At 61.7% G+C, this 22,484-nt stretch carries 24 protein-coding genes; 8 read left to right on the plus strand and 16 right to left on the minus strand.

The window, feature by feature from the left end:
- Nucleotides 1-5 precede the first annotated feature (5 nt).
- Together ccoO and ccoN are read right to left on the minus strand one after the other, a co-directional pair.
- Nucleotides 6-614 carry a cytochrome-c oxidase, cbb3-type subunit II gene (gene ccoO / locus INS93_RS19700; RefSeq protein ID WP_192985062.1) on the minus strand — a complete coding sequence of 203 codons (609 nt, stop codon included), beginning with the start codon at nucleotides 612-614 and terminating at the stop codon, nucleotides 6-8.
- Nucleotides 614-2,053, minus strand: a complete 1,440-nt coding sequence (gene ccoN, locus INS93_RS19705) for a cytochrome-c oxidase, cbb3-type subunit I (protein ID WP_192985064.1) — start codon at nucleotides 2,051-2,053, stop codon at nucleotides 614-616. The genes ccoO and ccoN overlap by 1 nt, the downstream gene beginning before the upstream one ends.
- 101 nt (nucleotides 2,054-2,154) lie before the next feature.
- Here ccoN and INS93_RS19710 point away from each other — a divergent pair, with 101 nt between their 5' ends.
- From INS93_RS19710 to INS93_RS19725, 4 genes are all read left to right on the plus strand, one after another.
- The gene (locus tag INS93_RS19710; protein WP_192985066.1) at nucleotides 2,155-2,829 is read left to right on the plus strand and encodes an alpha/beta family hydrolase; all 675 of its coding nucleotides are present in this window, start codon (nucleotides 2,155-2,157) and stop codon (nucleotides 2,827-2,829) included.
- A 414-nt stretch (nucleotides 2,830-3,243) separates the two neighbouring features.
- The gene (locus INS93_RS19715) at nucleotides 3,244-4,653 is read left to right on the plus strand and encodes a circularly permuted type 2 ATP-grasp protein (protein WP_160018249.1); all 1,410 of its coding nucleotides are present in this window, start codon (nucleotides 3,244-3,246) and stop codon (nucleotides 4,651-4,653) included.
- Nucleotides 4,654-4,655: 2 nt separating this feature from the next.
- Nucleotides 4,656-5,606 (plus strand): alpha-E domain-containing protein, encoded by a 951-nt coding sequence (locus INS93_RS19720; RefSeq protein ID WP_036999933.1) that lies wholly within the window; start codon nucleotides 4,656-4,658, stop codon nucleotides 5,604-5,606.
- A complete protein-coding gene (locus INS93_RS19725; RefSeq protein WP_160018247.1) occupies nucleotides 5,603-6,400 on the plus strand; it encodes a transglutaminase family protein in 798 nt (265 codons plus the stop codon). Before INS93_RS19720 ends, INS93_RS19725 begins: the two co-directional genes overlap by 4 nt.
- 29 nt (nucleotides 6,401-6,429) lie before the next feature.
- On the opposite strand, the gene INS93_RS19730 is transcribed toward INS93_RS19725, so the two are convergent.
- Together INS93_RS19730 and INS93_RS19735 are read right to left on the minus strand one after the other, a co-directional pair.
- Nucleotides 6,430-7,230: a cytochrome c gene (locus INS93_RS19730; RefSeq protein WP_192985069.1), complete on the minus strand. Its 801-nt coding sequence runs from the start codon at nucleotides 7,228-7,230 to the stop codon at nucleotides 6,430-6,432.
- Nucleotides 7,227-7,586, minus strand: a complete 360-nt coding sequence (locus tag INS93_RS19735) for a rhodanese-like domain-containing protein (protein ID WP_160018243.1) — start codon at nucleotides 7,584-7,586, stop codon at nucleotides 7,227-7,229. Before INS93_RS19735 ends, INS93_RS19730 begins: the two co-directional genes overlap by 4 nt.
- A gap of 93 nt (nucleotides 7,587-7,679) precedes the next feature.
- Between INS93_RS19735 and INS93_RS19740 the strand changes: the two genes are divergently transcribed.
- The 3 genes from INS93_RS19740 to INS93_RS19750 all read left to right on the plus strand — a co-directional run bounded on the left by INS93_RS19740 (nucleotide 7,680) and on the right by INS93_RS19750 (nucleotide 12,746).
- Nucleotides 7,680-8,567 (plus strand): AEC family transporter, encoded by an 888-nt coding sequence (locus INS93_RS19740; RefSeq protein WP_192985071.1) that lies wholly within the window; start codon nucleotides 7,680-7,682, stop codon nucleotides 8,565-8,567.
- Between the two features lie 666 nt (nucleotides 8,568-9,233).
- The gene (locus INS93_RS19745) at nucleotides 9,234-10,439 is read left to right on the plus strand and encodes an acetyl-CoA C-acetyltransferase (protein WP_192985073.1); all 1,206 of its coding nucleotides are present in this window, start codon (nucleotides 9,234-9,236) and stop codon (nucleotides 10,437-10,439) included.
- 162 nt (nucleotides 10,440-10,601) lie between these two features.
- Nucleotides 10,602-12,746, plus strand: a complete 2,145-nt coding sequence (locus tag INS93_RS19750) for a 3-hydroxyacyl-CoA dehydrogenase NAD-binding domain-containing protein (protein ID WP_192985075.1) — start codon at nucleotides 10,602-10,604, stop codon at nucleotides 12,744-12,746.
- 98 nt (nucleotides 12,747-12,844) lie between these two features.
- Here INS93_RS19750 and INS93_RS19755 read toward each other — a convergent pair whose 3' ends face one another.
- From INS93_RS19755 to INS93_RS19765, 4 genes are all read right to left on the minus strand, one after another.
- Nucleotides 12,845-13,111, minus strand: coding sequence for a PepSY domain-containing protein (locus tag INS93_RS19755; RefSeq protein ID WP_160018238.1), 267 nt, complete (start codon nucleotides 13,109-13,111; stop codon nucleotides 12,845-12,847).
- Nucleotides 13,112-13,166: 55 nt separating this feature from the next.
- Entirely contained in the window at nucleotides 13,167-13,367 is a 201-nt protein-coding gene (ptrC, locus tag INS93_RS19760) for a type III secretion system co-regulatory protein PtrC (RefSeq protein WP_003461392.1), read from the minus strand.
- 20 nt (nucleotides 13,368-13,387) lie between these two features.
- Nucleotides 13,388-13,501 (minus strand): PA2485 family small membrane protein, encoded by a 114-nt coding sequence (locus INS93_RS24910; protein ID WP_306109746.1) that lies wholly within the window; start codon nucleotides 13,499-13,501, stop codon nucleotides 13,388-13,390.
- A gap of 236 nt (nucleotides 13,502-13,737) precedes the next feature.
- Nucleotides 13,738-14,397 (minus strand): hypothetical protein, encoded by a 660-nt coding sequence (locus INS93_RS19765; RefSeq protein ID WP_192985077.1) that lies wholly within the window; start codon nucleotides 14,395-14,397, stop codon nucleotides 13,738-13,740.
- A gap of 589 nt (nucleotides 14,398-14,986) precedes the next feature.
- Here INS93_RS19765 and INS93_RS19770 point away from each other — a divergent pair.
- Nucleotides 14,987-15,712 carry an amidotransferase gene (locus INS93_RS19770; RefSeq protein ID WP_192985080.1) on the plus strand — a complete coding sequence of 242 codons (726 nt, stop codon included), beginning with the start codon at nucleotides 14,987-14,989 and terminating at the stop codon, nucleotides 15,710-15,712.
- A gap of 41 nt (nucleotides 15,713-15,753) precedes the next feature.
- Here the strand turns inward: INS93_RS19770 and INS93_RS19775 are convergent, their stop codons facing one another.
- The 8 genes from INS93_RS19775 to INS93_RS19810 form a co-directional block, all read right to left on the minus strand.
- On the minus strand, nucleotides 15,754-15,996 hold the full coding sequence (locus INS93_RS19775) for a hypothetical protein (RefSeq protein WP_160018234.1): 243 nt from the start codon (nucleotides 15,994-15,996) through the stop codon (nucleotides 15,754-15,756).
- Nucleotides 15,997-16,006: 10 nt separating this feature from the next.
- Nucleotides 16,007-16,201: a hypothetical protein gene (locus INS93_RS19780; protein ID WP_192985082.1), complete on the minus strand. Its 195-nt coding sequence runs from the start codon at nucleotides 16,199-16,201 to the stop codon at nucleotides 16,007-16,009.
- Between the two features lie 146 nt (nucleotides 16,202-16,347).
- Nucleotides 16,348-17,070, minus strand: a complete 723-nt coding sequence (locus INS93_RS19785) for a 1-acylglycerol-3-phosphate O-acyltransferase (protein WP_074919067.1) — start codon at nucleotides 17,068-17,070, stop codon at nucleotides 16,348-16,350.
- A gap of 163 nt (nucleotides 17,071-17,233) precedes the next feature.
- A complete protein-coding gene (alaC, locus tag INS93_RS19790; RefSeq protein WP_072424171.1) occupies nucleotides 17,234-18,463 on the minus strand; it encodes an alanine transaminase in 1,230 nt (409 codons plus the stop codon).
- A 133-nt stretch (nucleotides 18,464-18,596) separates the two neighbouring features.
- Entirely contained in the window at nucleotides 18,597-19,946 is a 1,350-nt protein-coding gene (locus tag INS93_RS19795; protein WP_192985084.1) for an aminotransferase class V-fold PLP-dependent enzyme, read from the minus strand.
- Between the two features lie 150 nt (nucleotides 19,947-20,096).
- Entirely contained in the window at nucleotides 20,097-20,675 is a 579-nt protein-coding gene (locus INS93_RS19800) for an ANTAR domain-containing response regulator (protein WP_160018228.1), read from the minus strand.
- 18 nt (nucleotides 20,676-20,693) lie between these two features.
- Nucleotides 20,694-21,905: a CmpA/NrtA family ABC transporter substrate-binding protein gene (locus INS93_RS19805; protein WP_192985086.1), complete on the minus strand. Its 1,212-nt coding sequence runs from the start codon at nucleotides 21,903-21,905 to the stop codon at nucleotides 20,694-20,696.
- A gap of 226 nt (nucleotides 21,906-22,131) precedes the next feature.
- Complete coding sequence (locus INS93_RS19810; RefSeq protein ID WP_160018226.1) at nucleotides 22,132-22,341, minus strand: YgdI/YgdR family lipoprotein; 210 nt, start codon at nucleotides 22,339-22,341, stop codon at nucleotides 22,132-22,134.
- Between the last annotated feature and the right edge of the window lie 143 nt (nucleotides 22,342-22,484).

The raw sequence follows: 22,484 nt of genomic DNA on the forward strand, positions 1-22,484 counted from the left end.
GGCGCTCACCTCTTGTTCTTCACGGCGGTGCCAAGCACCTGCAGGTAGGCGACCAGAGCATCCATCTCGCTCTTGCCCTTGACCGCGTTGCTGGCAGCGGCGATGTCTTCTTCGCTGTAGGGCACGCCCAGAGTGCGCATAACGCTCATCTTCTTGGCGGTGTCCTTGCCATCGAGGCTCTGCTCCACCAGCCAGGGGTAGGCGGGCATGATCGACTCCGGCACGACGTTGCGCGGGTTGTACAGGTGCGCACGATGCCACTCGTCCGAGTAGCGGGCGCCAACACGGGCCAGGTCCGGACCGGTGCGCTTGGAACCCCAGAGGAAGGGGTGATCCCAGACGCTCTCGCCAGCGACGGAATAGTGGCCGTAACGCTCGGTTTCGGCGCGGAACGGACGGATCATCTGCGAGTGGCAGCCGACGCAGCCTTCGCGGATGTAGATGTCGCGGCCTTCCAGTTGCAGCGCGGTGTAGGGCTTGAGGCCATCGACCGGCTCGTTGGTGACGTCCTGGAAGAACAGCGGGACGATCTGGGTCAGGCCACCGATGCTGACCGCCAGGATCATCACCAGCGCCATCAGGCCGATGTTCTTCTCGAGAATCTCGTGTTTCATCAGTGGGCTCCTTCTACCGAGAACTGCGCAGCGGCTTCCATCTCGATTGACTTGGCGCTACGTACGGTCAGCCAGACGTTCCAGGCCATCAGCAGCATGCCGGCGAAGAAGATCGCGCCGCCGATCACCCGCACCACGAAGCCGACATGGCTGGCTTCCAGCGCTTCGACGAAGGAGTAGGTGAGGGTGCCGTCTTCGTTCACTGCGCGCCACATCAGGCCCTGAGTGATGCCGTTGACCCACATCGAGGCGATGTACAGAACGGTGCCGATGGTGGCCAGCCAGAAGTGGCTGTTGATCAGGGCCAGGCTGTGCATCTGCTCGCGACCGAACACCTTGGGAATCAGGTGGTAGAGCGAGCCGATCGATACCATGGCGACCCAGCCGAGGGCGCCAGCGTGCACGTGGCCGATGGTCCAGTCGGTGTAGTGGGACAGGGCGTTGACGGTCTTGATGGCCATCATCGGGCCTTCGAAGGTGCTCATGCCGTAGAAGGCCAGGGACACCACCAGAAAGCGCAGGATCGGGTCGGTACGCAGTTTGTGCCAGGCACCCGAGAGCGTCATCATGCCGTTGATCATGCCGCCCCAACTGGGCGCCAGGAGGATCAGCGACATCACCATGCCAAGACTCTGCGCCCAGTCAGGCAGCGCGGTGTAGTGCAGGTGGTGCGGGCCGGCCCAGATGTATACGGCAATCAGTGCCCAGAAGTGGACGATGGACAGGCGGTAGGAGTAGACCGGTCGTCCGGCTTGTTTGGGCACGAAGTAATACATCATCCCCAGGAAGCCGGCGGTGAGGAAGAAGCCCACGGCGTTGTGGCCGTACCACCACTGGACCATGGCGTCGGTGGCACCCGCATACAGCGAATAGGACTTGGTCAGGGTGACCGGAATCTCCAGGTTGTTGACGATGTGCAGGATGGCCACGGTAAGAATGAATCCACCGAAGAACCAGTTGCCTACGTAGATGTGACTGACCTTGCGCTGCATTACCGTGCCGAAGAACACGATGGCGTAAGCGACCCAGACGATGGTGATCAGAATGTCGATCGGCCACTCCAGTTCGGCATATTCCTTGGAACTGGTCCAGCCCAGGGGGAGGCTGATGGCAGCGAGCAGGATCACCAGTTGCCAGCCCCAGAAGGTGAAGGCAGCCAGTTTGGGTGCGAACAGCGTGGTCTGACAGGTGCGCTGTACCGAGTAAAAGCTGGTGGCGAACAGTGCGCATCCGCCGAAGGCGAAGATCACCGCATTGGTGTGTAGCGGGCGCAGACGGCCGAAGCTGGTCCACGGTAGGTTCATGTTCAGTTCGGGCCAGGCCAGCTGGGCAGCGATGAATACGCCGAGTCCCATGCCGACGATGCCCCAAACCACCGTCATAATGGCGAACTGGCGAACCACCCTGTAGTTGTAGGCGGAACGGGTTGTTGTGTTCATGTCTGGGCTTCCATCCACGGTTATGGCAGAGCGTCCGATACCCGTGGCACCCCTAGGCATGAGCAGGCCACGAACACCACGGATATCGACGCGAGGCAAGCATGAGCAAAGGGCCATCTGGGTTTATTGACGCCGGTCAATGTGAGCAGGGACTACCGTGGTTGTGGGACGAACCGCCGCAGGCAGCATTGGCTACCTTGATCCTTGCCCATGGCGCCGGTGCGCCGATGGACAGCGCATTCATGCAACACATGGCGCAAGGCCTGGTGTCACGTGGCGTGCGCGTGGTGCGCTTCGAGTTCGCCTACATGGCCCAGCGGCGGGTAGACGGGCGCAAACGACCGCCCAATCCGCAGGCGCAACTGCTGCAGCAATGGCGCGAAGTACATACCCAGGTGCGCCAACGGGTCGCAGGGCCTGTGGCGATTGGCGGCAAGTCCATGGGGGGGCGCATGGCCAGTCTGCTGGCGGACGAGTTGGACGCCTCGAAGCTGATCTGTCTGGGCTATCCCTTTTACGCGGCTGGCAAACCGGAAAAGCCACGAGTCGCCCATCTCGCTGAGCTGCGCACGCCAACGCTGATCATCCAGGGTGAGCGCGATGCGTTGGGCAATCGCGAGAGCGTTGCGGGTTACGAGCTTTCAGCGGCCATCGAGCTGCACTGGCTGCAAGCAGCCGATCATGATCTCAAGCCATTGAAGGCATCCGGCTTCAGCCATGAGCAGCATCTGCAGACGGCAGTCGGATCGATCGCGGCTTATCTTGGTGCAGGCTGAGCAAGCGCTTCATCCGCTTGCTGCTTCCCGTAGCCTGGATGGCATCCACGTCCATGCCGCGAACATCCCCGGATTCTATCCGGGCTACACAGGTTCATGTGGATGCTTGGTCCTCGCGTAGTCGGTGCAAAAGCGGTTGCGCTTGACCGGTCGGTCACGCAATGTGACAGCCAAGTGCCCGGGGCCGCTGCTGGGCAGGGCTGCAGGCTTTTTGCCTACACCGCGCACTGTCATGACCAGCGGTTTTTGTTGTGCCACGCAATGGGGCGGCATCTCATGACAGAAACATTTCGCCGCACTATTTCGGTGCATTTTGTTTTGGTTTTGTTGGTATCTGTTTGAAGTTAAAGGATTAATTGTGCTGGCTCGGGCCTTGCAGAGGATGCTGTAAGTCCGGGTGACAAGGAGTACGGCATGGCCCGCACCTTTTATGACGAGATGTACGACGCGAGCGGCGCTGTCCGCCCGCACTACCGCGAATTTGCCCGCTGGTTGGCAGAAACGCCGGACGATCTGTTGGCTCAGCGCCGCCGAGAAGCCGACCTTCTGTTCCACCGCGCCGGGATTACCTTCACCCTTTACGGGGATGATCAGGGCACCGAACGCCTGATCCCCTTCGACATCATTCCCCGCTCCATCCCCGCCAGCGAATGGCGCGTCGTCGAGCGCGGCTGTATCCAGCGCGTGCAGGCGCTCAACCTGTTCCTCGCCGACCTTTACCACGACCAGCGCATCATCAAGGCGGGCATCATTCCGGCCGAGCAGGTGCTGGCCAACGAGGGCTACCAGATGGCCATGCAGGGCCTCGACCTGCACCGCGACATCTACGCGCACATCGCCGGGGTCGATCTGGTGCGCGACGGCGACGGCAGCTACTACGTGCTGGAAGACAACCTGCGCACCCCCAGCGGTGTGAGCTACATGCTCGAAGACCGCAAGATGATGATGCGCTTGTTCCCCGAGTTGTTCGCCGCGCAGCGCGTGGCGCCGGTGGACCATTACCCCAATCTGCTGCTCGATGCGCTGAAGAGTTCCAGCCCGCTGGACAACCCCACGGTCGTGGTGCTGACGCCGGGCCGCTTCAACAGTGCCTACTTCGAGCACGCCTTCCTCGCCCGTGAGATGGGGGTGGAGCTGGTAGAAGGTGCCGACCTGTTCGTGCGCGACGACAAGGTCTACATGCGCACCACCGCCGGTGCCCGTCAGGTGGACGTGATCTACCGCCGCCTCGATGACGCCTTCCTCGATCCACTGGCTTTCAACCCCGATTCGATGCTTGGCGTCGCGGGGCTGCTGTCAGCCTATCGCTCACGCAACGTGGTGTTGGCCAACGCCATCGGCACCGGTGTGGCCGATGACAAGTCGATCTACCCCTATGTCGGCGACATGATCCGCTTCTATCTGGATGAGGAGCCGATCCTCAAGAACGTGCCGACCTGGCAGTGCCGCAAGCCGGAGGAACTGTCCCACGTGCTGGCCAACCTGTCCGAACTGGTGGTCAAGGAGACTCAAGGTTCTGGCGGCTACGGCATGCTGGTCGGTCCGGCGGCGAGCAAGGCCGAGATCGAGAGCTTTCGCGCGCGCCTGATCGCCAAGCCGGAGGCCTATATCGCCCAGCCGACGTTATGCCTGTCGACCTGCCCGACCTTCGTCGAGCGCGGCATTGCACCGCGTCACATCGACCTGCGTCCGTTCGTCCTGACCGGTCGCGAAACCCGCCTGGTACCTGGTGGCCTGACGCGCGTGGCACTGCGTGAAGGCTCGCTGGTGGTCAACTCGTCGCAAGGTGGCGGGACCAAGGATACCTGGGTAGTGGAGGACTGATCATGTTGAGTAGAACTGCCTCCGATCTGTACTGGATGTCGCGTTACCTGGAACGTGCCGAGAACCTGGCGCGCATGCTCGACGTCAGCTATTCGCTGTCGCTGATGCCACAGGACGGCCGTGGCGACGGCCTCGATGAGTTGGCCATGCCGCTGCTGATCACCGGCACCCTGGACGACTACCTGGAACGTCACGGCCCGCTGCACGGCGAGCGCATGCTGCACTTCTTCGCGCTCGATGCCAGCAACCCCGGGAGTATCTACTGTTGCCTGCAGGCTGCACGCAGCAACGCCCATGCAGTGCGCGGACGGATCACCGCCGACATGTGGGAGAACATCAACGCCAGCTGGCTGGAGATGCGCGGCATTGCCGAGCAGGGCCTCGGGCGCTACGGCATCAGCCGCTTCTGCGAGTGGGTCAAGGAGCGTTCGCACCTGTTTCGCGGCGCCACCTTCGGCACCATCATGCGTGGCGAGGCCTATCGCTTCATTCGCCTGGGCACCTTCATCGAGCGGGCCGACAACACCCTGCGCCTGCTCGATGCGCGCTACGAAATGCTCGGCGAGGAGATCGACGAGCTGGAAGAGCGCACGGCGCGCAGCTACTACCAGTGGAGTGCGTTGCTGCGCGCGTTGTCCTCGTTCGAGGCCTTCGCCGAGAGCTATCGCGGCTCGCCACGCACGCGCAAGGTTGCCGAACTGCTGCTGCTGCGCCCGGACGTGCCGCGCTCGCTGCGGGCCTGCATGGAAGAACTGAACCTGATGCTTGCCGGTCTACCTGGAGAGAATGGTCGACCGGCGCAGCGCCTGGCCGCCGAACTGGATGCGCGACTGCGCTACACCAGCATCGACGAAGTGCTCGACGAAGGCCTGCACGCCTGGCTTACCGACTTCATCCTGCTGGTGCGCCAGCTGGGCAACACCATCCATACGTCCTACCTGGAGGTCGCATGAGACTCTCGATCAGCCATGACACCACCTACCATTACGATGATCAGGTGCGCGCGAGCATCCAGTACCTGCGCCTGACCCCGCACGACAGCGAGCGCCAGCAGGTGCTCAGCTGGCAGCTCGATCTGCCGCGCCCGGTGCATGCCCAGCTCGACCCCTACGGCAATATCCTGCATGTGCTGACCCTGGACGAGCCGCACGAGTCCATCGTCATCGGCGCCCGTGGTCAGGTGGACATCGACGAAACCTGTGAGGCCGAGCATGAGCGCCAGTCGGCGCTGCCGTTCCTGCGTTTCACCCGACTGACCCAGGCCGACGACGCCATCCGCGAGTTCGCCGCGCAGCAGAGCAAGGCACGTGTGGATCGCAACGGTTTGATCGACCTGATGCATGCGCTCAATGCCCATATCGCCTACCAGCCGGGCATCACCGAGGTGGACACCAGTGCCGCCGAGGCTTTCGCTGGCCGGCGTGGCGTTTGCCAGGATCACACCCATGCCTTCCTCGCCTGCGCGCGTAGCCTCGGCGTGCCGGCGCGCTACGTGTCGGGCTACCTGTACACCGATGACGCCGAGCACCTGGCCAGCCATGCCTGGGCCGAGGCCTGGGTGGGCGACGCCTGGTACAGCTTCGACGTGACCAACTGCCTGGCGCGCCCGGAACGTCACCTCAAGCTGGCTGTGGGCCTGGATTATCTCGATGCCTGCCCGGTACGCGGCATGCGCCGTGGCGGCGGTTGCGAGCAGATGCACGCGCAGGTGCAGGTCGCGCCCTTGCTGCAGGTACGCCAGCAGTGAGATGCCGATAGGCGCACCCTACCCGCGGGTTACAGGGCGTTCTTGCGCTGGGCCATGTGCCGCAGGTAGGCGATCAATTGTTCCAGCTCAGCAGGTGGCAATACCTGCTCATTGAACGCCGGCATGCGCCCCTGCGGCCAGCGCCGCAGGCTCTGCGGGGCACGGATGTATTGGCGTAGAAAATCGCCTGTGAAGTATTCGGTCGGGCTGTGCGGGATGTTCAGGTCTGGGCCGAACTCGGAGTCGCCCGCGCCATTGAGGCGATGGCAAGCCATGCAGTTCTTCTGATAGGCGGCGAAGCCTGCCTGGATTTCAGAGTCTGCATCCGTGGCCGGTAGCAGGACAGGGAAGCGCTGCTCGACGGGCGCCAGCTGACGAATCCTGGCGACCTGAAATGGCCACTGCTCCGGGCCGATCTGGCTGGCGGCGGGATCGGTCCAGACCAGATAGAAGGGACCGGCGCTGGGTTTACCCTTGGCCAGCGGTGGCCAGGGATGTTGTGGATCTTCGATGGCCAGCCAGGCTTTCGCTCCTTCCTTGGCCAGCAGGATCGCGGCGGGTAGTTCTGCGGCAAAGCCGTCCTGGGCCACGGCCTGCAGGTGGTCGCCGGGCGCAGCACCCTCCAGCAATGCACTTATTGGAACGGCGCGGTACTGCATGGGACGCTTGTAGCTGACGTCATTGACGATATCGATATCCCGAGCTTGCGGGTGGTTCAGCAGTTCACTGCTGCTCCACGTGTGCTGGCCGTTGTTGAGCTGCACCTCGAACTCGGCAGCCTGCGCAACGCTGCTCAGGATGGTCAACGTCAGAAGCAGGGCGGCTTTCATTCGTCGTTGTTCAGCAACGGCAGCAGCTCGTCATAGGCGCCGGCATTGATCACCCGGGTGTAGCCCATTTCTTCCAGGCTCTGCTGGGCCAGGGCCGAGCGACGTCCGCTGCGGCAATACAACACCAGCGGCCGATCTTTATCCGGGGCGACGCTGGCGATGTGCGCGGCGATATCTTCGTGGCCGATGCGGATCGCACCAGGCAGCGCGCCCTCTGCGAATTCCTCGGCGCTGCGTACATCGATCAGCAGACTATCGCTTTGCTGCAGAGCGGAAATGGCCGCTGTCTGGTCGATTCCACTTGCTTGGGCAGTGAACAGAACGAGCAGGCCGGAGAGTAAGAGAATCAGGCGCATAGCGTGCTCCAGAGTAAATTGATGAGCCCGGCATCATTGCCCGAGCCTTTCGTGCAGTCTAGGATGCCTCGCTCGACGTGACGGGAGTAGTAGATGTTAGCCGAGCTGTTCGCTGTTTTGGCCCCGGTATTGATTGCAGCGGGCATTGGATATGGCTGGACGCGCAGCGGTCACGCCTATCCCACCGATTTCGTCGCGCGCCTGGTGCTCAATATCGGCACGCCCTGCCTGGTGCTGTCGACACTGAGCCGGGCGGAACTGGATCTTGGCGCGTTCTCGCAGATGGCGCTGGCCTGCGTACTGGTGACCTGTGCCATGGGCGCCATTGGCTGGTTGCTGAGTCGTTTGTTCGCCATCGACTGGAAAGTCCTGGTGCCGGCCTACCTGTTCCCGAACTCGGGCAACATGGGCCTGCCGATGGCGCTTTTCGCCTTCGGTGAGCCCGGCCTGGCGTTGGCGGTGGCGTTCTTCCTGGTGCTGTCGGTGGGGCATTTCAGTATCGGTATGCTGCTGTCCGGGGCTGAGGGTTCACTCAAGGGCTTGTTGCTCAACCCGATCATGATCAGTCTGGCGCTGGTGCTTCCGGTGCTGTTTCTCGATTTCGAACTGCCGCGCTGGCTGGCCAACACTGTCGACCTGTTGGGTGGGATGACCATTCCCATGATGCTGATCACGCTGGGCGTTTCGCTGGCCAGTATTCGCGTGCAGCACCTGGGCAATGGCCTGTTGCTGGGCTTGCTGCGCATTCTCTGTGGTGCGGCACTGGGCTGGATCATCGGCTGGGCTGTCGGCCTGCAGCCGTTGGCGCATGCCGTATTGGTGCTGCAATCGTCGATGCCGGTGGCGGTGTTCAATTACCTGTTCGCCGTGCGCGCCGGTCGTTCACCGGAGCAGGTCGCCAGTCTGGTGCTCTGTTCGACGCTGCTGGCCTTCGTGCTGATTCCGCTGCTATTGGCGTGGTGGATACCCGCACTGCGCTGAGCGCGCTACGGCGTCGGCACAGTGGCGGGAGCTGTGGAGGTTCAACTGACCAGACGGGTCAGATTGGGAAGGATCAGGATGACCGCCGTGGCGAAAAGGATGACGCCAGCCTGGCGGTATTTCGGCTGTTTGAACATGGCCGTATGCCTTTTGTTGTTGCCTGCCATCCCTGACGTCAACCCTTAGGGTCGTCGCCAGCGACGTCAAGAATTGCTCCCGGCAATTTTTTGTTATGGGGGTGGCGTCGGGCGCCTGCCGCACTGCCTGGCGGGTCGCTGCGTCACGTCTGGGCGTTGTTCTGATTCACCACCCCGGCATGACCCGGCGGCGGCTCCCTGCGCCGCTTTCTGCTGCGCGCATGAATAACTCTAGGGTTGGCGTCACAACCTACTTAGATGACTTGGTTTCTAGCCAAGGCTTTCTAGAAAGCTCGAGCTATGTGCGTCATCGTTGAACATGCCGCAGACCTTGAGGCAGACGGCTTGCTCGCCCTTGCAGTTGTCAGTTCGAGCAAACGACCGTTCGTCTGAGCTCAGCGGTCAATGGTGCTGAGCGCTTAGGTCATTGAGCGCTGATGTCCCGGCGTTATGGTAAGCAGGCTCAATAAGAACAGGCGTGGCCAGGGCATGATGTTCCGCCAGCGCCGTAATAGTCTCCGAGGACGCCATGACCGAAGCATATATTTTCGACGCGGTGCGCACGCCCCGTGGCAAGGGCAAGAAGGACGGTGCGCTGTACAGCGTCAAACCAGTCCAGCTGGTTGCCGGCCTGCTCAACGCCCTGCAAACGCGCAATGACCTGGATACCAGCCAGGTGGACGACCTCGTTCTGGGCTGCGTGACACCGGTGGGCGATCAGGGCGCCGATATCGCCAAGACCGCCGCCCTGGTCGCGGACTGGGACGTCTGCGTCGCCGGCGTGCAGCTCAACCGTTTCTGTGCGTCGGGGCTGGAAGCGGTGAACATGGGCGCGATGAAGGTGCGCTCCGGCTTCGAGGATCTGGTGGTGGTCGGTGGCGTGGAGTCCATGTCGCGTGTGCCCATGGGGTCGGATGGCGGCGCCTGGGTGATGGACCCGGAAACCAACATTCACAGCAACTTCGTGCCGCAGGGCATCGGCGCCGACCTGATCGCCACCCTGGAGGGCTTCAGCCGCGCCGATGTCGATGCCTTCGCCCTGCGCTCGCAGCAGAAGGCCGCGCGTGCCAGTGCCGATGGTGCGTTCGCCAGGTCGCTGGTGCCTGTGACCGACCAGAACGGCATCGTGCTGCTCGACCATGACGAGTTCATTCGCGGCGACTCGACTCTGGAAGGTTTGGGTAAGCTCAAACCGAGTTTCGAGATGATGGGGCAGATGGGCTTCGACGCCACCGCGCTTCGCGTATACAGCCATGTCGAGCGCATCGAGCACGTGCATACGCCGGGCAACAGCTCCGGCATCGTCGATGGCGCGGCGTTGATGCTGATCGGCTCCGAGGCCAAGGGCAAGGAGCTGGGGCTGAAACCCCGTGCGCGCATCGTCGCCACCGCAGTGACCAGCACCGATCCGACCATCATGCTCACCGGCCCGGCGCCGGCCACGCGCAAGGCACTGGCCAAGGCGGGACTCTCCATCGACGACATCGATCTGTTCGAGGTCAACGAAGCCTTTGCCTCGGTGGTGATGAAATTCATGAAGGACATGGGCGTAAGCGAGGACAAGGTCAACGTCAACGGCGGCTCCATTGCCATGGGCCACCCGCTGGGCGCCACCGGCTGCGCCATCCTCGGCACGCTGCTCGACGAGCTGGAACAGCGTCAGCTGCGTTACGGCCTGGCCACGCTATGCGTCGGCGGTGGCATGGGTATAGCCACCATCATCGAACGTATCTAAGGAGCTTTCACGGGCTACTGCGCTCGGCCATGCGGCGTTGGAAATCCTCCGGAAATGCTCATTTGCTACAGCAAACTCCGCTTTCCGAATGGATTTCCGCCTTGCCTGACCGTCGCTCGTGACGCCCCTGAAGCGCTCCCCGAACATTGGGAAGTGAATGAAATGACTGACGCCATCCGTTACGAAAAGGGCGAGGACAATATCGTCGTCCTGACCATGGACATGCCTGGCCAGAGCGCCAACACCATGAACGCGGTGTACCGCCAGGCCATGGGCCAGATCGTCGATCGCCTGGAGCTGGAAAAGGATTCGATCGCCGGGGTGATCGTCACCTCGGCGAAGAAAACCTTCTTTGCCGGCGGCGATCTCAATGAGCTTATCAAGGTCACTCAGGCCGAGGCCCAGGGCTTCTACGAGATGATCCTGAAGATCAAGGGCCAGCTGCGCCGCCTGGAAACCCTCGGCAAGCCCGTGGTCGCCGCCATCAACGGCGCAGCGCTGGGCGGCGGCTGGGAAATCGCCTTGGCCTGCCACCACCGCATCGCGCTGAACGAGAGCCACGTGCAGCTCGGCCTGCCGGAGGTCACCCTCGGCCTGCTGCCGGGCGGCGGTGGGGTAGTGCGCATGGTGCGCCTGCTTGGCCTGGAAAAAGCGCTGCCGTACCTGGCCGAAGGTAAGAAGGTGCGCCCGGACGCGGCGCACAAGGCCGGGCTGATCCACGATCTGGCCAGCGACCGTGACGAGATGCTGGCCAAAGCGCGTGCCTGGATCGCCGCCAACCCGGCTGCCAAGCAGCCGTGGGACGTGCAGGGCTACAAGATCCCAGGCGGCACGCCCAGCTCGCCGAACGTGGCGCAGATGCTGGCCATCGCCCCGAGCGTGCTGCGCGACAAGACCGAGGGCTGCTTCCCGGCACCAGAGAAGATCATGTGCGCCGCCGTAGAAGGTGCGCAGGTCGACTTCGATACCGCTCAGGTCATCGAGGCGCGCTACTTCACGGAGCTGACCTGCGGTCAGGTGGCGAAGAACATGATTGGCACCTTCTGGTTCCAACTGAACGAGATCAACGCCGGCGGCTCGCGCCCGCAGGGCTATCCGAAAACCCAGACGAAGAAGGTCGGCGTGCTCGGCGCCGGCATGATGGGCGCCGGTATCGCCTACGTATCGGCAGCGGCCGGCATCGAAGTGGTGCTCAAGGATGTTTCCGTCGAAGCTGCGGAGAAGGGCAAGGCCTACTCGGCCAAGCTGCTGGACAAGAAAGTCGGCAAGGGCCATATGAGCGCCGATCAACGCGAAGCCTTCCTGGCGCTGATCAAGGCCACCGATAGCGAGGCAGACTTCGCCGGTTGTGACCTGATCATCGAAGCTGTGTTCGAGGACCGTGCGCTCAAGGGCAAGGTCACCGCTGCCGCCGAGGCCGCGGCGCTGAGCGATGCGCTTATCGCCTCCAACACCTCGACGCTGCCGATCTCCGGCCTGGCGACTGCCGTGGCCAAACCGGAGAAATTCATCGGCCTGCACTTCTTCAGCCCGGTGGACAAGATGCCGCTGGTGGAGATCATTCGTGGCGAGAAGACCAGCGACGAGACGCTGGCGCGTGGCTTCGACTACGTCATGCAGATCAAGAAAACGCCCATCGTGGTCAACGACAGCCGTGGCTTCTTCACCTCGCGGGTGTTCGGCACCTTCACCAATGAAGGCCTGGCCATGCTGGGCGAAGGCGTCAGCGCGGCGATGATCGAGAACGAAGCGCGCAAGGCCGGCATGCCGGTCGGCCCGCTGGCGATCAGCGATGAAGTGTCGCTGAGCCTGATGAATCATATCCGCCAGCAGACCATCAAGGATCTGGCCGCCGAAGGCAAATCCATCCCCGAGCACCCGGCTTTTGCCGTGATCGATCTCATGCTGGGTGAGTACAAACGACCGGGCAAGGCGGCCGGAGGCGGTTTCTACGACTACCCGGCGGGCGGCAAGAAGCACCTTTGGCCTGAACTCAAGGCGCGTTTCGAGAGGGCCGATGCGCAAATCTCGCAGGAGGACGTACGCGACCGCATTCTGTTCATCCAGGCCATCGAGACGGTGCGCTGTGTGGAGGAGGGCGTGCTGAAGTCGGTGGCCGACGCCAACATCGGCTCGATCTTCGGCATCGGCTTCGCCGCCTGGACCGGCGGTGCACTGCAGTTCATCAATCAGTATGGGGTAAAGGACTTCGTTGCCCGTGCGCAGTACCTGGCCGAGCAGTACGGCGAGCGCTTTCTGCCGCCAGCTCTGTTGCTGGAGAAGGCCGCCAAGGGCGAGGCGTTCTAAGCAGCAGGCTCAGCCGGGCTCCGTAGGGTGCGCCGTGCGCACCAAGCATCAGCAAGCACGCAACGAGAAACGGCCCGCAAGGGCCGTTTCCATTTGGGTCAGTCTTCCAACTGGTCGCGAAGCACCTGGCCGCTCTTGCCGTCGATGCGAAACTCGTAGAGACGGCCATCCTGTTTCAGGCCTTCGCCTTCCCAGTAGCCATCATTGTCGGCTTCGATCTTGTGCAGTTCGGTATAGCCAGCTGCACGTGCCTTGCTCAGGGCATCCTCGATGCTGATCCAGTCACTGCCGGGGCGGTCCGCCAGAGCATTACCGGCCAACAGGAGACTGCCCGCGAGCAGGGTGATCAGGTTGCGTGTACGCATGGACTAGTTCCTCTTTCCGTTGAAGATACCCGGAGGAGTCTAGATCATCGTGACTTCACGCTGCCTGGCACCAGCCCTGGCGAATGCACACGGCCTCGTGGATCGCCAGCATCTCGCTGTGACGGGTCGGCATACGCAGGGTCAGCATGCTGCCATCATCGAGCTGCAGGGCGGCTTCGGTTTCGAACTGCAGGCTGCCATCTTGCAGGTGGGCGTAGGTGACGCCGTAGGCGTCCAGGCTGAGTTGGCTGTGCATGGCTGCTCTCCTGGGTTGTCTCAGCTCGGACGAACGTCGCGGGCTGCAGTTGCAGCGTGCTCGGGACGAACCGGTGCAGTGGCCTGGAAGGCGGAGGCGGCGGCGAAGCTGGCGAGTGCAGCGTAAATGCTCATGATCGATTTCCTTCTGTGCTGATGGGCAGGGCCCGATGACGAAATCATCCGGCACATGCACGAGGCGCAGAAGTGAAAGGTATTTATGATGACTATCGAGCATGCTGATAAGACGTTGCGTGGCGTCTCTGGCCGGGGGGCAATCTTTGGCTGAGTTGTGCGAGGGGCTGTTATATGAGGGAGAAGTTACGGCGCGGGACGAGGTGAACATGAACATCCTTGTTCATGGTTTTGTTTCAGCGAGTGGCCAAGGCGTAGTTGTTCTGCATCCAGCTGTGATGATGTTTTTCGCTGCGGTTCATCGACCAGTTGGTGAGTGCCAGCATGGCCACGGTGCCGCCGATAATCATGAGGGGGTAGGCTGCTGTTAGTTCGGCCAGTGAATACTTCCAGGCCAGCGGGCGGCCAACACCGAGAAGGGCAGCATAGAACCAGGACACACCGGATAGTGCGCCGGTAAAAATAGCCAGGTGGCGCATATTCGCTGACAGCTTGAGCAGAGACCCGGCTTTTTGCAGCGCTGGCAGTACGGCGTTGTGCAAGACCATGCCGTTGAGGGTCAAGAGTACGACAATACTGATCTTGGCTTGCAGTTTGGGGTTCATGAAGTACTGCATACCGGCGCTGGAAGCGTCGAGCGCAATGATGGCGATACCGCTGATCCACAGGGCGATAAGCGAGATGCCAACCACGCTTTTCAGGTGTGCCAGATGTTCGCGACACTGTTTGGCACCTTCACCTTTGAGTAACTGTTTAATCATGGCGAAATCGCTGGTCAGTATCAGGCCAATGGCGACGCAGCAAGCGATAAGATGTATATAAATGATCCCTAGACGTAATAGTTCCATTGCTTCTTTATTCTGGAGAACGGAGATGAGAAGGGTGTAAAGGTCCATGTAGATACCTCGGACTCTGCAAGAAATAAATAAAAAATAGCTACGTGTCAGAGCTTGTTTGTTGGCACTGACTTTGATTTTTTGTGTGGTTACTGATCGCTAATCACTTTCTGGTAATCATGAACTGCAGAAAACCTCTTTTATCTGGGCAATAGCAAACCACCGACGCAATCTCTTGCAGTCAAGGAATCTTCCAGATTCGGGGGGGCGATGGAGCGATGGACAGGGTTTGTGCTCGAGCCGGGGGAAGGCCCACGACTATGAGAGCAATGGTAAGCGCTGTAGTTCATTTTTTGATCAACCGTTCGTCGTTCATGGGCTCTCGTGCTGTGACCTGTTGAGCATTCTTTAATCAATCAGGTCGTTTCGGTGGTCCCGAGGTCTTGGCTCGCTCATGCGCTAACGACGCTTGGTGGGGGTATGTTCGGCAGGCTGTAAAATTTTCTTGACGAGGGCCGGGCTCCACTCGGAACGTGGTGTGTGGGACTTCTATCGACGCCCAGGGCTATGGCGCTATTTCATTGGGCTGCATGATGTGTTAAGAAAAACGCACAAATAACCCGCCCGCGTGTTCACCACAGGAAACCTCATGTCACTGCGTATCTGCATCCTGGAAACTGACATCCTCCGCCCCGAACTGGTCGACCAGTACCAGGGGTATGGCCGCATGTTCGAGCAGTTGTTCGCTCAACAGCCGGTTACGGCAGAGTTCAGTGTCTATAACGTGGTGGAGGGCCATTACCCGCCCGATAGCGAGACATTCGATGCCTATCTGGTGACTGGCAGCAAGGCCGATTCTTTTGGCAGCGATCCCTGGATTCAGACTCTCAAGGCCTATCTGCTCGAGCGCTACAAGCGCGGCGACAAGCTGCTGGGCATCTGTTTTGGCCATCAACTGCTGGCGCTCTTGCTCGGCGGCAAGGCCGAGCGTGCTGAGCAGGGCTGGGGTGTCGGCGTGCACAGCTATCGCCTGGAGAACAAACCCGAGTGGATGAGTCCGGCTCTGGACGAGCTGCAGCTGTTGATCAGTCATCAGGATCAGGTCACCCGCCTGCCGGAGAAAGCCACGCTACTTGCCTCCAGCGACTTCTGTCCGATTGGCGCCTACCACATCGAGGATCAGGTGCTGTGCTTCCAGGGGCATCCGGAGTTCGTTCACGACTACTCGCGGGCATTGCTCGACCTACGGCAGCAGCATCTTGGTGAGCAGGTCTATCAGCAGGGCGTGGACAGCCTCAAACACTCGCAGCAGGGCAGTGCAGTGGCTGAGTGGATGATGCGCTTTGTCGCTCAAGGCAAGAAAAGCAAAGCCTGAGCCTGATTCGATTCATGAAGAAGCCCGGTTTCCGGGCTTCTTCATGCCTGCTGGGTGAGCACGAAGTAAGGCGAGAGCTGTTCGCTTCTGCCCGGCGGTGGGCTGCTGCGTTGCCGCTTGAGACTTTCGGCCAGGTCCAGGTGGTGAGCCAGTTTGTGGCTGCATTCGATATTGCGTGCCACGGCGCCGGCCGAGCCTTTTCCAATACCGCTGAGTGCGAGCAGTGTGGTCAGCAGGGATAGGCTGGCGAGCATTAGCAGGCGAGTGCGTTGAGTTCTGATCATGGCCGTTCACTCAGCCCTGCGAGAGCGCGCCGAGCAGGGCGGGCAAATGAGTGATCAGGCTTTGCAGTGGGCCCGGTTGTTCAACGGTTGGAGCGCTTGGCTGCAAGGTGGCGTAACTCACCACCAGCACCGTCGAGGTGCTGATCAGGTAGAGGCCGATGGCAGCGAGGGCGCCGTTGCGGGCCGCTTGAGAGAGGCGGGACATATTCTGTGCTCCAGGTCAGGAGTTGGCGTGGGCACAGAATCGCCGAAGTCATTTCGATTGAATAATGGATGCTCTGCAGAGTAACTATCGATGAATTTGATAGCTGGCGCGGGTTGCCTGCTCGCAATGGCATCCCGCGTCACGGCTCACGCAGACGCCAGCTCCTTGTCCATGCTGCTGATGCATTCGCTCATGGCCTGCTGACAGCGCTCCATCAGTGCGGGCATGTCGTCCAGGCTCAGACCGGCAGTGGGGATTGCCGGTAGCGAGCGAATCAGGATGCGGCCGCTGTTCCAGCGATTCAGGCGCATGGCCTTGCTGTAGTTGCTCACGCATACCGGGATGATCGGTACGCCGGCCGTGATCGCCATCTGAAACGCGCCCTTCTTGAACGGCAGCAGGCCTCGGCCAAGATTGCGCGTACCTTCCGGGAAGACCCAGATCGAGGTGTCGCGATTGCGCAGGGTTTCGGTGGTGGTCAGCATTGCGCGCTTGGCCGCGACGGCATTGCTGCGATCGATCAGCACGTTACCGGCCAGCCAGTAGAGCTGACCGAAGAATGGCACCCATTTGAGGCTCTTCTTGCCGATGCTCACGGTGCGCTCCGGTACCACGCGGCCAAGCACGTAGAGATCGAAGTTGGACTGGTGGTTGGCGATGATCACGCAGGAACGCTGGTGTTCCAGCAGCGGGCGTACGTCGGTCTTCAGCTTCAGGCGCAGCAGGCACAGGGCAGGCAGCGAATAGAGGCGTGCGCAGAGGCGGCTGTTGTCCGGGTTGAACGGGCGGCACAAGCCAAGCAGCAAGCCGAGCAGGCCTGCCAGGATGAAATGCACGCCCATCAGCAGCATGCGCAAAACGAAGAGCATTGGGGAAAACCGTCAGAGGGAGGGGCGCGCAGTGTACGGGCGTTCACTCTGTCGGGCAATTGCTCGAAACTACCGCTTGGCGTGCGTAACGTCCTGAATTGTCGCAGAACTTGTCGGTTTCCATGCCCATGCAGAAAGGGCGCCTCACGGCGCCCTTCAATGCTTACTCGGTCTCGGTCTTGGCCGGCTTGCCCGGCAGCAGGCCGTCTGCTCGGAACATCGCCTTGATACCGCGTAGCGCCTGACGGCTGCGGTCCTGGTTCTCGATCAGGGCGAAGCGCACATGGTCGTCGCCATAGTCGCCAAACCCCAGGCCGGGTGAGACGCAGACCTTGGCTTCTGCCAGCAGCTTCTTGGCGAACTCCAGCGAGCCCAGGTGAGCGTAGGCGTCGGGAATCTTGGCCCAGATGTACATCGAGGCCTTGGGTTTTTCCACCATCCAGCCGATCTCGTGCAGGCCTTTGACCAGCAGGTTACGACGCTGACGGTACTGTTCGGCGATATCGCGCACGCACTGCTGGTCGCCTTCAAGCGCAGCGATGGCCGCCACCTGCAGCGGGGTGAAAGTGCCGTAGTCGTGGTAGCTCTTGATCCGCGCCAGAGCGCTGACCAGCTCGGGGTTGCCGACCATGAAACCGATCCGCCAGCCGGCCATGTTGTAGCTCTTGGACAGGGTGAAGAACTCCACCGCGATGTCCTTTGCGCCGGGTACCTGCATGATCGACGGCGCCTTCCAGCCGTCATAGACGATGTCGGCATAGGCCAGGTCGTGAATCACCAGTACGTCGTACTGCTTGGCCAGGGTTACCACGCGCTCGAAGAAGTCCAGCTCCACGCACTGTGCGGTGGGGTTGGAAGGGAAGCCTAGGATCATCATCTTCGGCTTGGGAATCGATTCGCGAATCGCTCGTTCCAACTCGGCGAAGAAATCCACGCCTGGCACCAGCGGCACGGAACGCACCTGGGCGCCAGCGATCACCGCGCCGTAGATATGGATCGGGTAACTGGGGTTGGGTACCAGTACGGTGTCGCCATGGTCCAGGGTGGCGAGCATCAGGTGCGCCAGGCCTTCCTTGGAGCCGATGGTGACGATGGCTTCGCTTTCCGGGTCGATCTCCACCTCGTAGCGGTCCTTGTACCAGCGCGAGATGGCGCGGCGCAGGCGGGGAATGCCGCGGGAAGTGGAGTATCCGTGGGTGTCTTCACGCTGGGCGACCTGCACGAGCTTTTCGACGATGTGCGGTGGAGTCGCGCCGTCGGGGTTGCCCATGGAGAAGTCGATGATGTCTTCACCGCGACGGCGTGCGGCCATCTTCAGTTCGGCGGTAATGTTGAAGACGTAGGGGGGGAGACGATCGATGCGCGCAAAGCGGCGCTTGGCGTTGTCAGCCATGATTTCCTCGGATACGTAAGCGCCCGGAACCGTCCGAGCGACGTTGGCCACTGCGGTGGCCGGCGCTAAAGATAAGGGCTGCTGAACTGCGCTGTCCAGCGCAGTTGCAGGCTAAAACAGCGAATCAGTCGATTCAGCTCAACTCATCTTTCAAGCGCAGCAGCAAGGCGCCCAGTGCCTCCACATCGGCGTCTTCGGTACGCCAGGAGCAAAGGCTCAGGCGAAAGGCGGGGCGCCCCTGCCAGACAGTTGCTCCGAACCAGACTTCGCCAGACGCCTGGGCCGCTTGGCGAATGGCGATGGTCTGTTCGTCCGTATCGCCACGCACCAATACCTGGTTCAGCACAACCCGGTTCAGTACCTGATAGCCGGCGTTGCGCAGTGTGTTGGCCAGCTCTTCAGCCTGGCGGATGTGGCGGTCGATCATCGCTTTCAAGCCAGTGCGGCCGAGGTGGGCCAGGGCCGCCCAGATGGCGATGCCTCGGGCGCGACGAGAGAACTCCAGTGTCAGGTTCTTCTGCGCATCCTTGCTCGCCGAAGCGTAGGCTGCATCACTGTTCATCGCGGCGGCCAGTGCATCGGCGTCACGGCAGATCGCCATGGCGCTGTCGTAAGGGGTGTTCAGCCACTTGTGTCCATCGGTCGTCCAGCTATCTGCCAGCTCGACGCCCTCGAGCAAATGCGCTGAGGATGAGGCGCGTGCCCATAGGCCGAATGCGCCATCGACATGCACCCAGGCGTTGGCCTCGTGGGCGATGGCAATCAGTTCGGCAAAACAGTCGAACTCGCCGGTGTTGACCTCTCCGGCCTGCAATATCAGTAGCGTGCGTTCATCCAGCTCAGGGAGCCGGGTCGGATCGATGCGCCCGTACTCGTCCACGGGCGCATAGTGCAGGTGGTTCATGCCGAAGCCGAGCACGCGCAGCGCTTTCTTCACAGTGATGTGTGCCGTTTCTGCGAGCACGACACGGATCTGCGGTGCGCCGAGCAATCCGTCACCGTCGAAATCCCAGCCCTGGCGTGCCAGCAGCATGCGCCGTGCGGCAGAAATACAGCCCAGGGTGCAGGCGGTTGCGCTGGTGCCAAAGCCTACGGCGCTCTGATCTGGTAGCCCCAGTGCTTGGCAGACCCAGCGTCCGGCAATTTTCTCCAGCCGATCAGCGACTGGAGAATTGTCGAAAGACGAGGCGCATTGATCCCAGGCCAGTACCAGGCGTTCGGCAGCTGCTGCCACTGGCAGCGTCGCGCCGATGACGAAGCCGAAGTAACGCGCGGCATTACTCGCCACGGTGGCTGGTGAGCCAATTTCGTCGAGCTGGCGTAGCACCTGATCGGCATCGCTGCCGTCCTCCGGCAGTGCCTGGTCGAAAGCGGCCAGGGCTGCGATGGTCTTGTCGTCGGGAAAGACCCGTTGCACGGCAAGGCCGTCCAGATAGGCGAGAGCTCGTCGATCAGCTTCTGCCAGCAGATTGCGTTCGTTCATGGGCTGTGCTCGGTAAAGGGCTGAGACCGTTTACCCTAGCCGAGGCCATCGGGGCGCGGCATACACAGGCGCCAACGAAGGCGGCTGCTACAGTTGCCTGAGTGATACAGTCTGAACCGATACAGTGCACTGTTTTAACGGTACAGTTGCTCAGTCGCCCAGCATGTCGTGCATGGCGATGATCTGCTCGGCCACCTGGATCAGCTTCTGCTGGCGACTCATGGCCTGGCGGCGCATCAGGGTGTAGGCCTCTTCCTCGTTGCAGCTCTTCATCTTCATCAACAGGCCTTTGGCCAGTTCGACACGCTTGCGCTCGGCCAGCTGGGCATCGCGTGCCTGGAGCTGGGCACGCAGTGCCTGATCGCTTTCGAAGCGGGCCATGGCGACGTCGAGGATGGGTTGCAGGCGTTGGGCATGGATGCCTTCGACGATGTAGGCGCTGACGCCGCTCTGGATGGCCTGACGCATCACGCCGGGGTCGTGCTCGTCGGTGAACATGACGATCGGGCGCGGCTGGTCACGGCTGACCAGTACCACCTGTTCCATCACGTCGCGGCCTGGGGACTCGGTGTCGATCAGGATGACGTCGGGGCGCACGGCCTCGACCCGCTCCGGCAGGTCGATGGTCAGCCCGGATTCGTCGATGACCTCGAAGCCCGCCTCGATCAGCGCGCACTTCAGGCGGCCGACCTTCTTCGGGGTGTCGTTGATCAGAAGGATACGCAGCATCGATGGCTCTCCCGGCGGTTACAGCGCGACAGCCGGGCTGTCGGCCAGGGCGTGGAGGCGGAAGCTGCGCGCGTACGCGGCAGGGGCGCTGCCGTCCCAGCAGGTTCCGTCCTGCAGGATGGAGCTGCGCATTTCGCCTGGCACGGCAATCCCTAGTGCTGTAGCGGCCTCGCGGTACAGGGTCAGTTGCTGAACCTCGCGGGCTACACCCAGATAGTCGGGGTCGTTGCGTAGCAAGCCCCAGCGGCGGAACTGAGTCATGAACCACATGGCGTCGGACAGGTAAGGTTGGTTGACCAGGCCATCGGCATGAAAGCGCAGCGGATGCTCGTCCTGCCAGGCATGACCGAGACCGTCTTGATACTGGCCGAGAAAACGGGGAGTGATTGCCGAAACTGGCGCGTTGACGTATTCGCTGCCGCTGAGCAGCAGGGCGGTGCTGCGTCTGTTTTCTTCGCTATCGTCGATGAAACGTGCGGCGTCGAGCACTGCCATGATCAGCGCGCGGGCGGTGTTGGGGTTTTGTTCGGCGAAGGCGCGGGTGCAGCCAAGCACCTTCTCGGGGTGATCCGGCCAGATTGCCTGGATGGTAGTGACGGTACAGCCGAGCTGTTCATCGACGGCCTTGGCGGTCCAGGGTTCGCCGACGCAGAAGCCGTCGATGCGCTTGGCCTCCAGGTGTTCGATCATCTGCGGTGGCGGTACCACGACGCTGTCGACATCGCGCAGTGGGTGGATGCCCTGGCTGGCCAGCCAGTAGTAAAGCCACATCGCATGGGTGCCCGTGGGGAAGGTCTGAGCGAAGGTCAGTCTTGCCCTGTTCTGGTGCACGTGCTGATGCAGTGCTTCGCCACTGATCACGCCAGCGGTTTGCAGCGTGTGCGACAGGTTGATGCTCTGGCCGTTCTGGTTGAGTCCCATGAGCACTGCCATGTCGGTTGCCGCTGCGCCACCCAGGCCGAGCTGCACGCCATAGATCAATCCATACAGGCTGTGGGCCGCATCCAGTTCGCCGCTGAGCAGTCTGTCGCGCAGGCCGGCCCAGGAGGTCTGCCGTTGCAGTTTGAGGCTCAGTCCGTATTTTTCGGCAAAGCCCTGGGTAGCCGCGACTATCACCGAGGCGGAATCGCTCAGGGCCATGAAGCCGATGTTCAGCACGCTCTTTTCCGGTGCATCGCTGCCGCCGACCCAGGCCAGGGCGTCGCCGCGAGGGATATGCTGTTCGCTCATGTCACTTCCTTCATCCACGCTTGGGTTCCGAGCCGCCGGTTGAGGTTTGCAGGGCTGTGCGGGTGGCCCACAAAAAAGGCGCCGTACCGACCACCGCCCTGAAGGGCTGAGTTCGGATACGACGCCGTTGTCGTTCGGGCCTTGTCCGTCGCCGGAGGGGCTCGCTGCATGGAGAGAAAGCAAGTCATATGCCAGTGTGCAGAATGTACACCGTTGGATGATGCGTTCAGCGCTCTAGCATCTGCTTCACGTTGCTTTGCGGTATCTGCTGCTTGCGGCCCTCACTATCGGTGAATTCAAGCATGCCGGTGTCCCTGTCCAGTTCCGGCTTGCCGTCGCTGGTGAGCATCTGGCCATCGGTGGTGGTGATGATGTACTCACTGCTGCAACCAACCAGGCCGAACAGGCAAAGGGCGGCGATGATCCATGGCTTCATGACGTACTCCTGAATGATTATCTGGGGGCTCCCATTTCAGAAGGTAGACGGTGGCGCACTGGCTGCAAGCCGGGTGCGGCAAAATGATCTTTGTGCGCGTGCATGAAAAAGCCCCGCACTAGGCGGGGCTCTGTCTACGACGC

It is taken from the genome of Pseudomonas sp. EggHat1, from assembly GCF_014892995.1.
GTDB classification, from domain to species: Bacteria; Pseudomonadota; Gammaproteobacteria; order Pseudomonadales; family Pseudomonadaceae; genus Aquipseudomonas; species Aquipseudomonas chaetocerotis.

What these genes read in the sequence shown, in the direction of transcription:
- INS93_RS19805 (WP_192985086.1), bottom strand. Translation starts at nt 21,905, where the DNA reads ATGAGCGAACAGCATATCCCTCGCGGCGACGCCCTGGCCTGGGTCGGC.
- ptrC (WP_003461392.1), bottom strand. Translation starts at nt 13,367, where the DNA reads ATGCACAGCCAACTCAGCCTGGACGCCTACGGCGTCACCTACGCCCAC.
- INS93_RS19765 (WP_192985077.1), bottom strand. Translation starts at nt 14,397, where the DNA reads ATGGACCTTTACACCCTTCTCATCTCCGTTCTCCAGAATAAAGAAGCA.
- INS93_RS19800 (WP_160018228.1), bottom strand. Translation starts at nt 20,675, where the DNA reads ATGCTGCGTATCCTTCTGATCAACGACACCCCGAAGAAGGTCGGCCGC.
- ccoN (WP_192985064.1), bottom strand. Translation starts at nt 2,053, where the DNA reads ATGAACACAACAACCCGTTCCGCCTACAACTACAGGGTGGTTCGCCAG.
- ccoO (WP_192985062.1), bottom strand. Translation starts at nt 614, where the DNA reads ATGAAACACGAGATTCTCGAGAAGAACATCGGCCTGATGGCGCTGGTG.
- alaC (WP_072424171.1), bottom strand. Translation starts at nt 18,463, where the DNA reads ATGGCTGACAACGCCAAGCGCCGCTTTGCGCGCATCGATCGTCTCCCC.
- INS93_RS19730 (WP_192985069.1), bottom strand. Translation starts at nt 7,230, where the DNA reads ATGAAAGCCGCCCTGCTTCTGACGTTGACCATCCTGAGCAGCGTTGCG.
- INS93_RS19725 (WP_160018247.1), top strand. Translation starts at nt 5,603, where the DNA reads ATGAGACTCTCGATCAGCCATGACACCACCTACCATTACGATGATCAG.
- INS93_RS19715 (WP_160018249.1), top strand. Translation starts at nt 3,244, where the DNA reads ATGGCCCGCACCTTTTATGACGAGATGTACGACGCGAGCGGCGCTGTC.
- INS93_RS19710 (WP_192985066.1), top strand. Translation starts at nt 2,155, where the DNA reads ATGAGCAAAGGGCCATCTGGGTTTATTGACGCCGGTCAATGTGAGCAG.
- INS93_RS19770 (WP_192985080.1), top strand. Translation starts at nt 14,987, where the DNA reads ATGTCACTGCGTATCTGCATCCTGGAAACTGACATCCTCCGCCCCGAA.
- INS93_RS19755 (WP_160018238.1), bottom strand. Translation starts at nt 13,111, where the DNA reads ATGCGTACACGCAACCTGATCACCCTGCTCGCGGGCAGTCTCCTGTTG.
- INS93_RS19810 (WP_160018226.1), bottom strand. Translation starts at nt 22,341, where the DNA reads ATGAAGCCATGGATCATCGCCGCCCTTTGCCTGTTCGGCCTGGTTGGT.
- INS93_RS19795 (WP_192985084.1), bottom strand. Translation starts at nt 19,946, where the DNA reads ATGAACGAACGCAATCTGCTGGCAGAAGCTGATCGACGAGCTCTCGCC.
- INS93_RS19750 (WP_192985075.1), top strand. Translation starts at nt 10,602, where the DNA reads ATGACTGACGCCATCCGTTACGAAAAGGGCGAGGACAATATCGTCGTC.
- INS93_RS19775 (WP_160018234.1), bottom strand. Translation starts at nt 15,996, where the DNA reads ATGATCAGAACTCAACGCACTCGCCTGCTAATGCTCGCCAGCCTATCC.
- INS93_RS19785 (WP_074919067.1), bottom strand. Translation starts at nt 17,070, where the DNA reads ATGCTCTTCGTTTTGCGCATGCTGCTGATGGGCGTGCATTTCATCCTG.
- INS93_RS19720 (WP_036999933.1), top strand. Translation starts at nt 4,656, where the DNA reads ATGTTGAGTAGAACTGCCTCCGATCTGTACTGGATGTCGCGTTACCTG.
- INS93_RS24910 (WP_306109746.1), bottom strand. Translation starts at nt 13,501, where the DNA reads ATGAGCATTTACGCTGCACTCGCCAGCTTCGCCGCCGCCTCCGCCTTC.
- INS93_RS19740 (WP_192985071.1), top strand. Translation starts at nt 7,680, where the DNA reads ATGTTAGCCGAGCTGTTCGCTGTTTTGGCCCCGGTATTGATTGCAGCG.
- INS93_RS19745 (WP_192985073.1), top strand. Translation starts at nt 9,234, where the DNA reads ATGACCGAAGCATATATTTTCGACGCGGTGCGCACGCCCCGTGGCAAG.
- INS93_RS19780 (WP_192985082.1), bottom strand. Translation starts at nt 16,201, where the DNA reads ATGTCCCGCCTCTCTCAAGCGGCCCGCAACGGCGCCCTCGCTGCCATC.
- INS93_RS19735 (WP_160018243.1), bottom strand. Translation starts at nt 7,586, where the DNA reads ATGCGCCTGATTCTCTTACTCTCCGGCCTGCTCGTTCTGTTCACTGCC.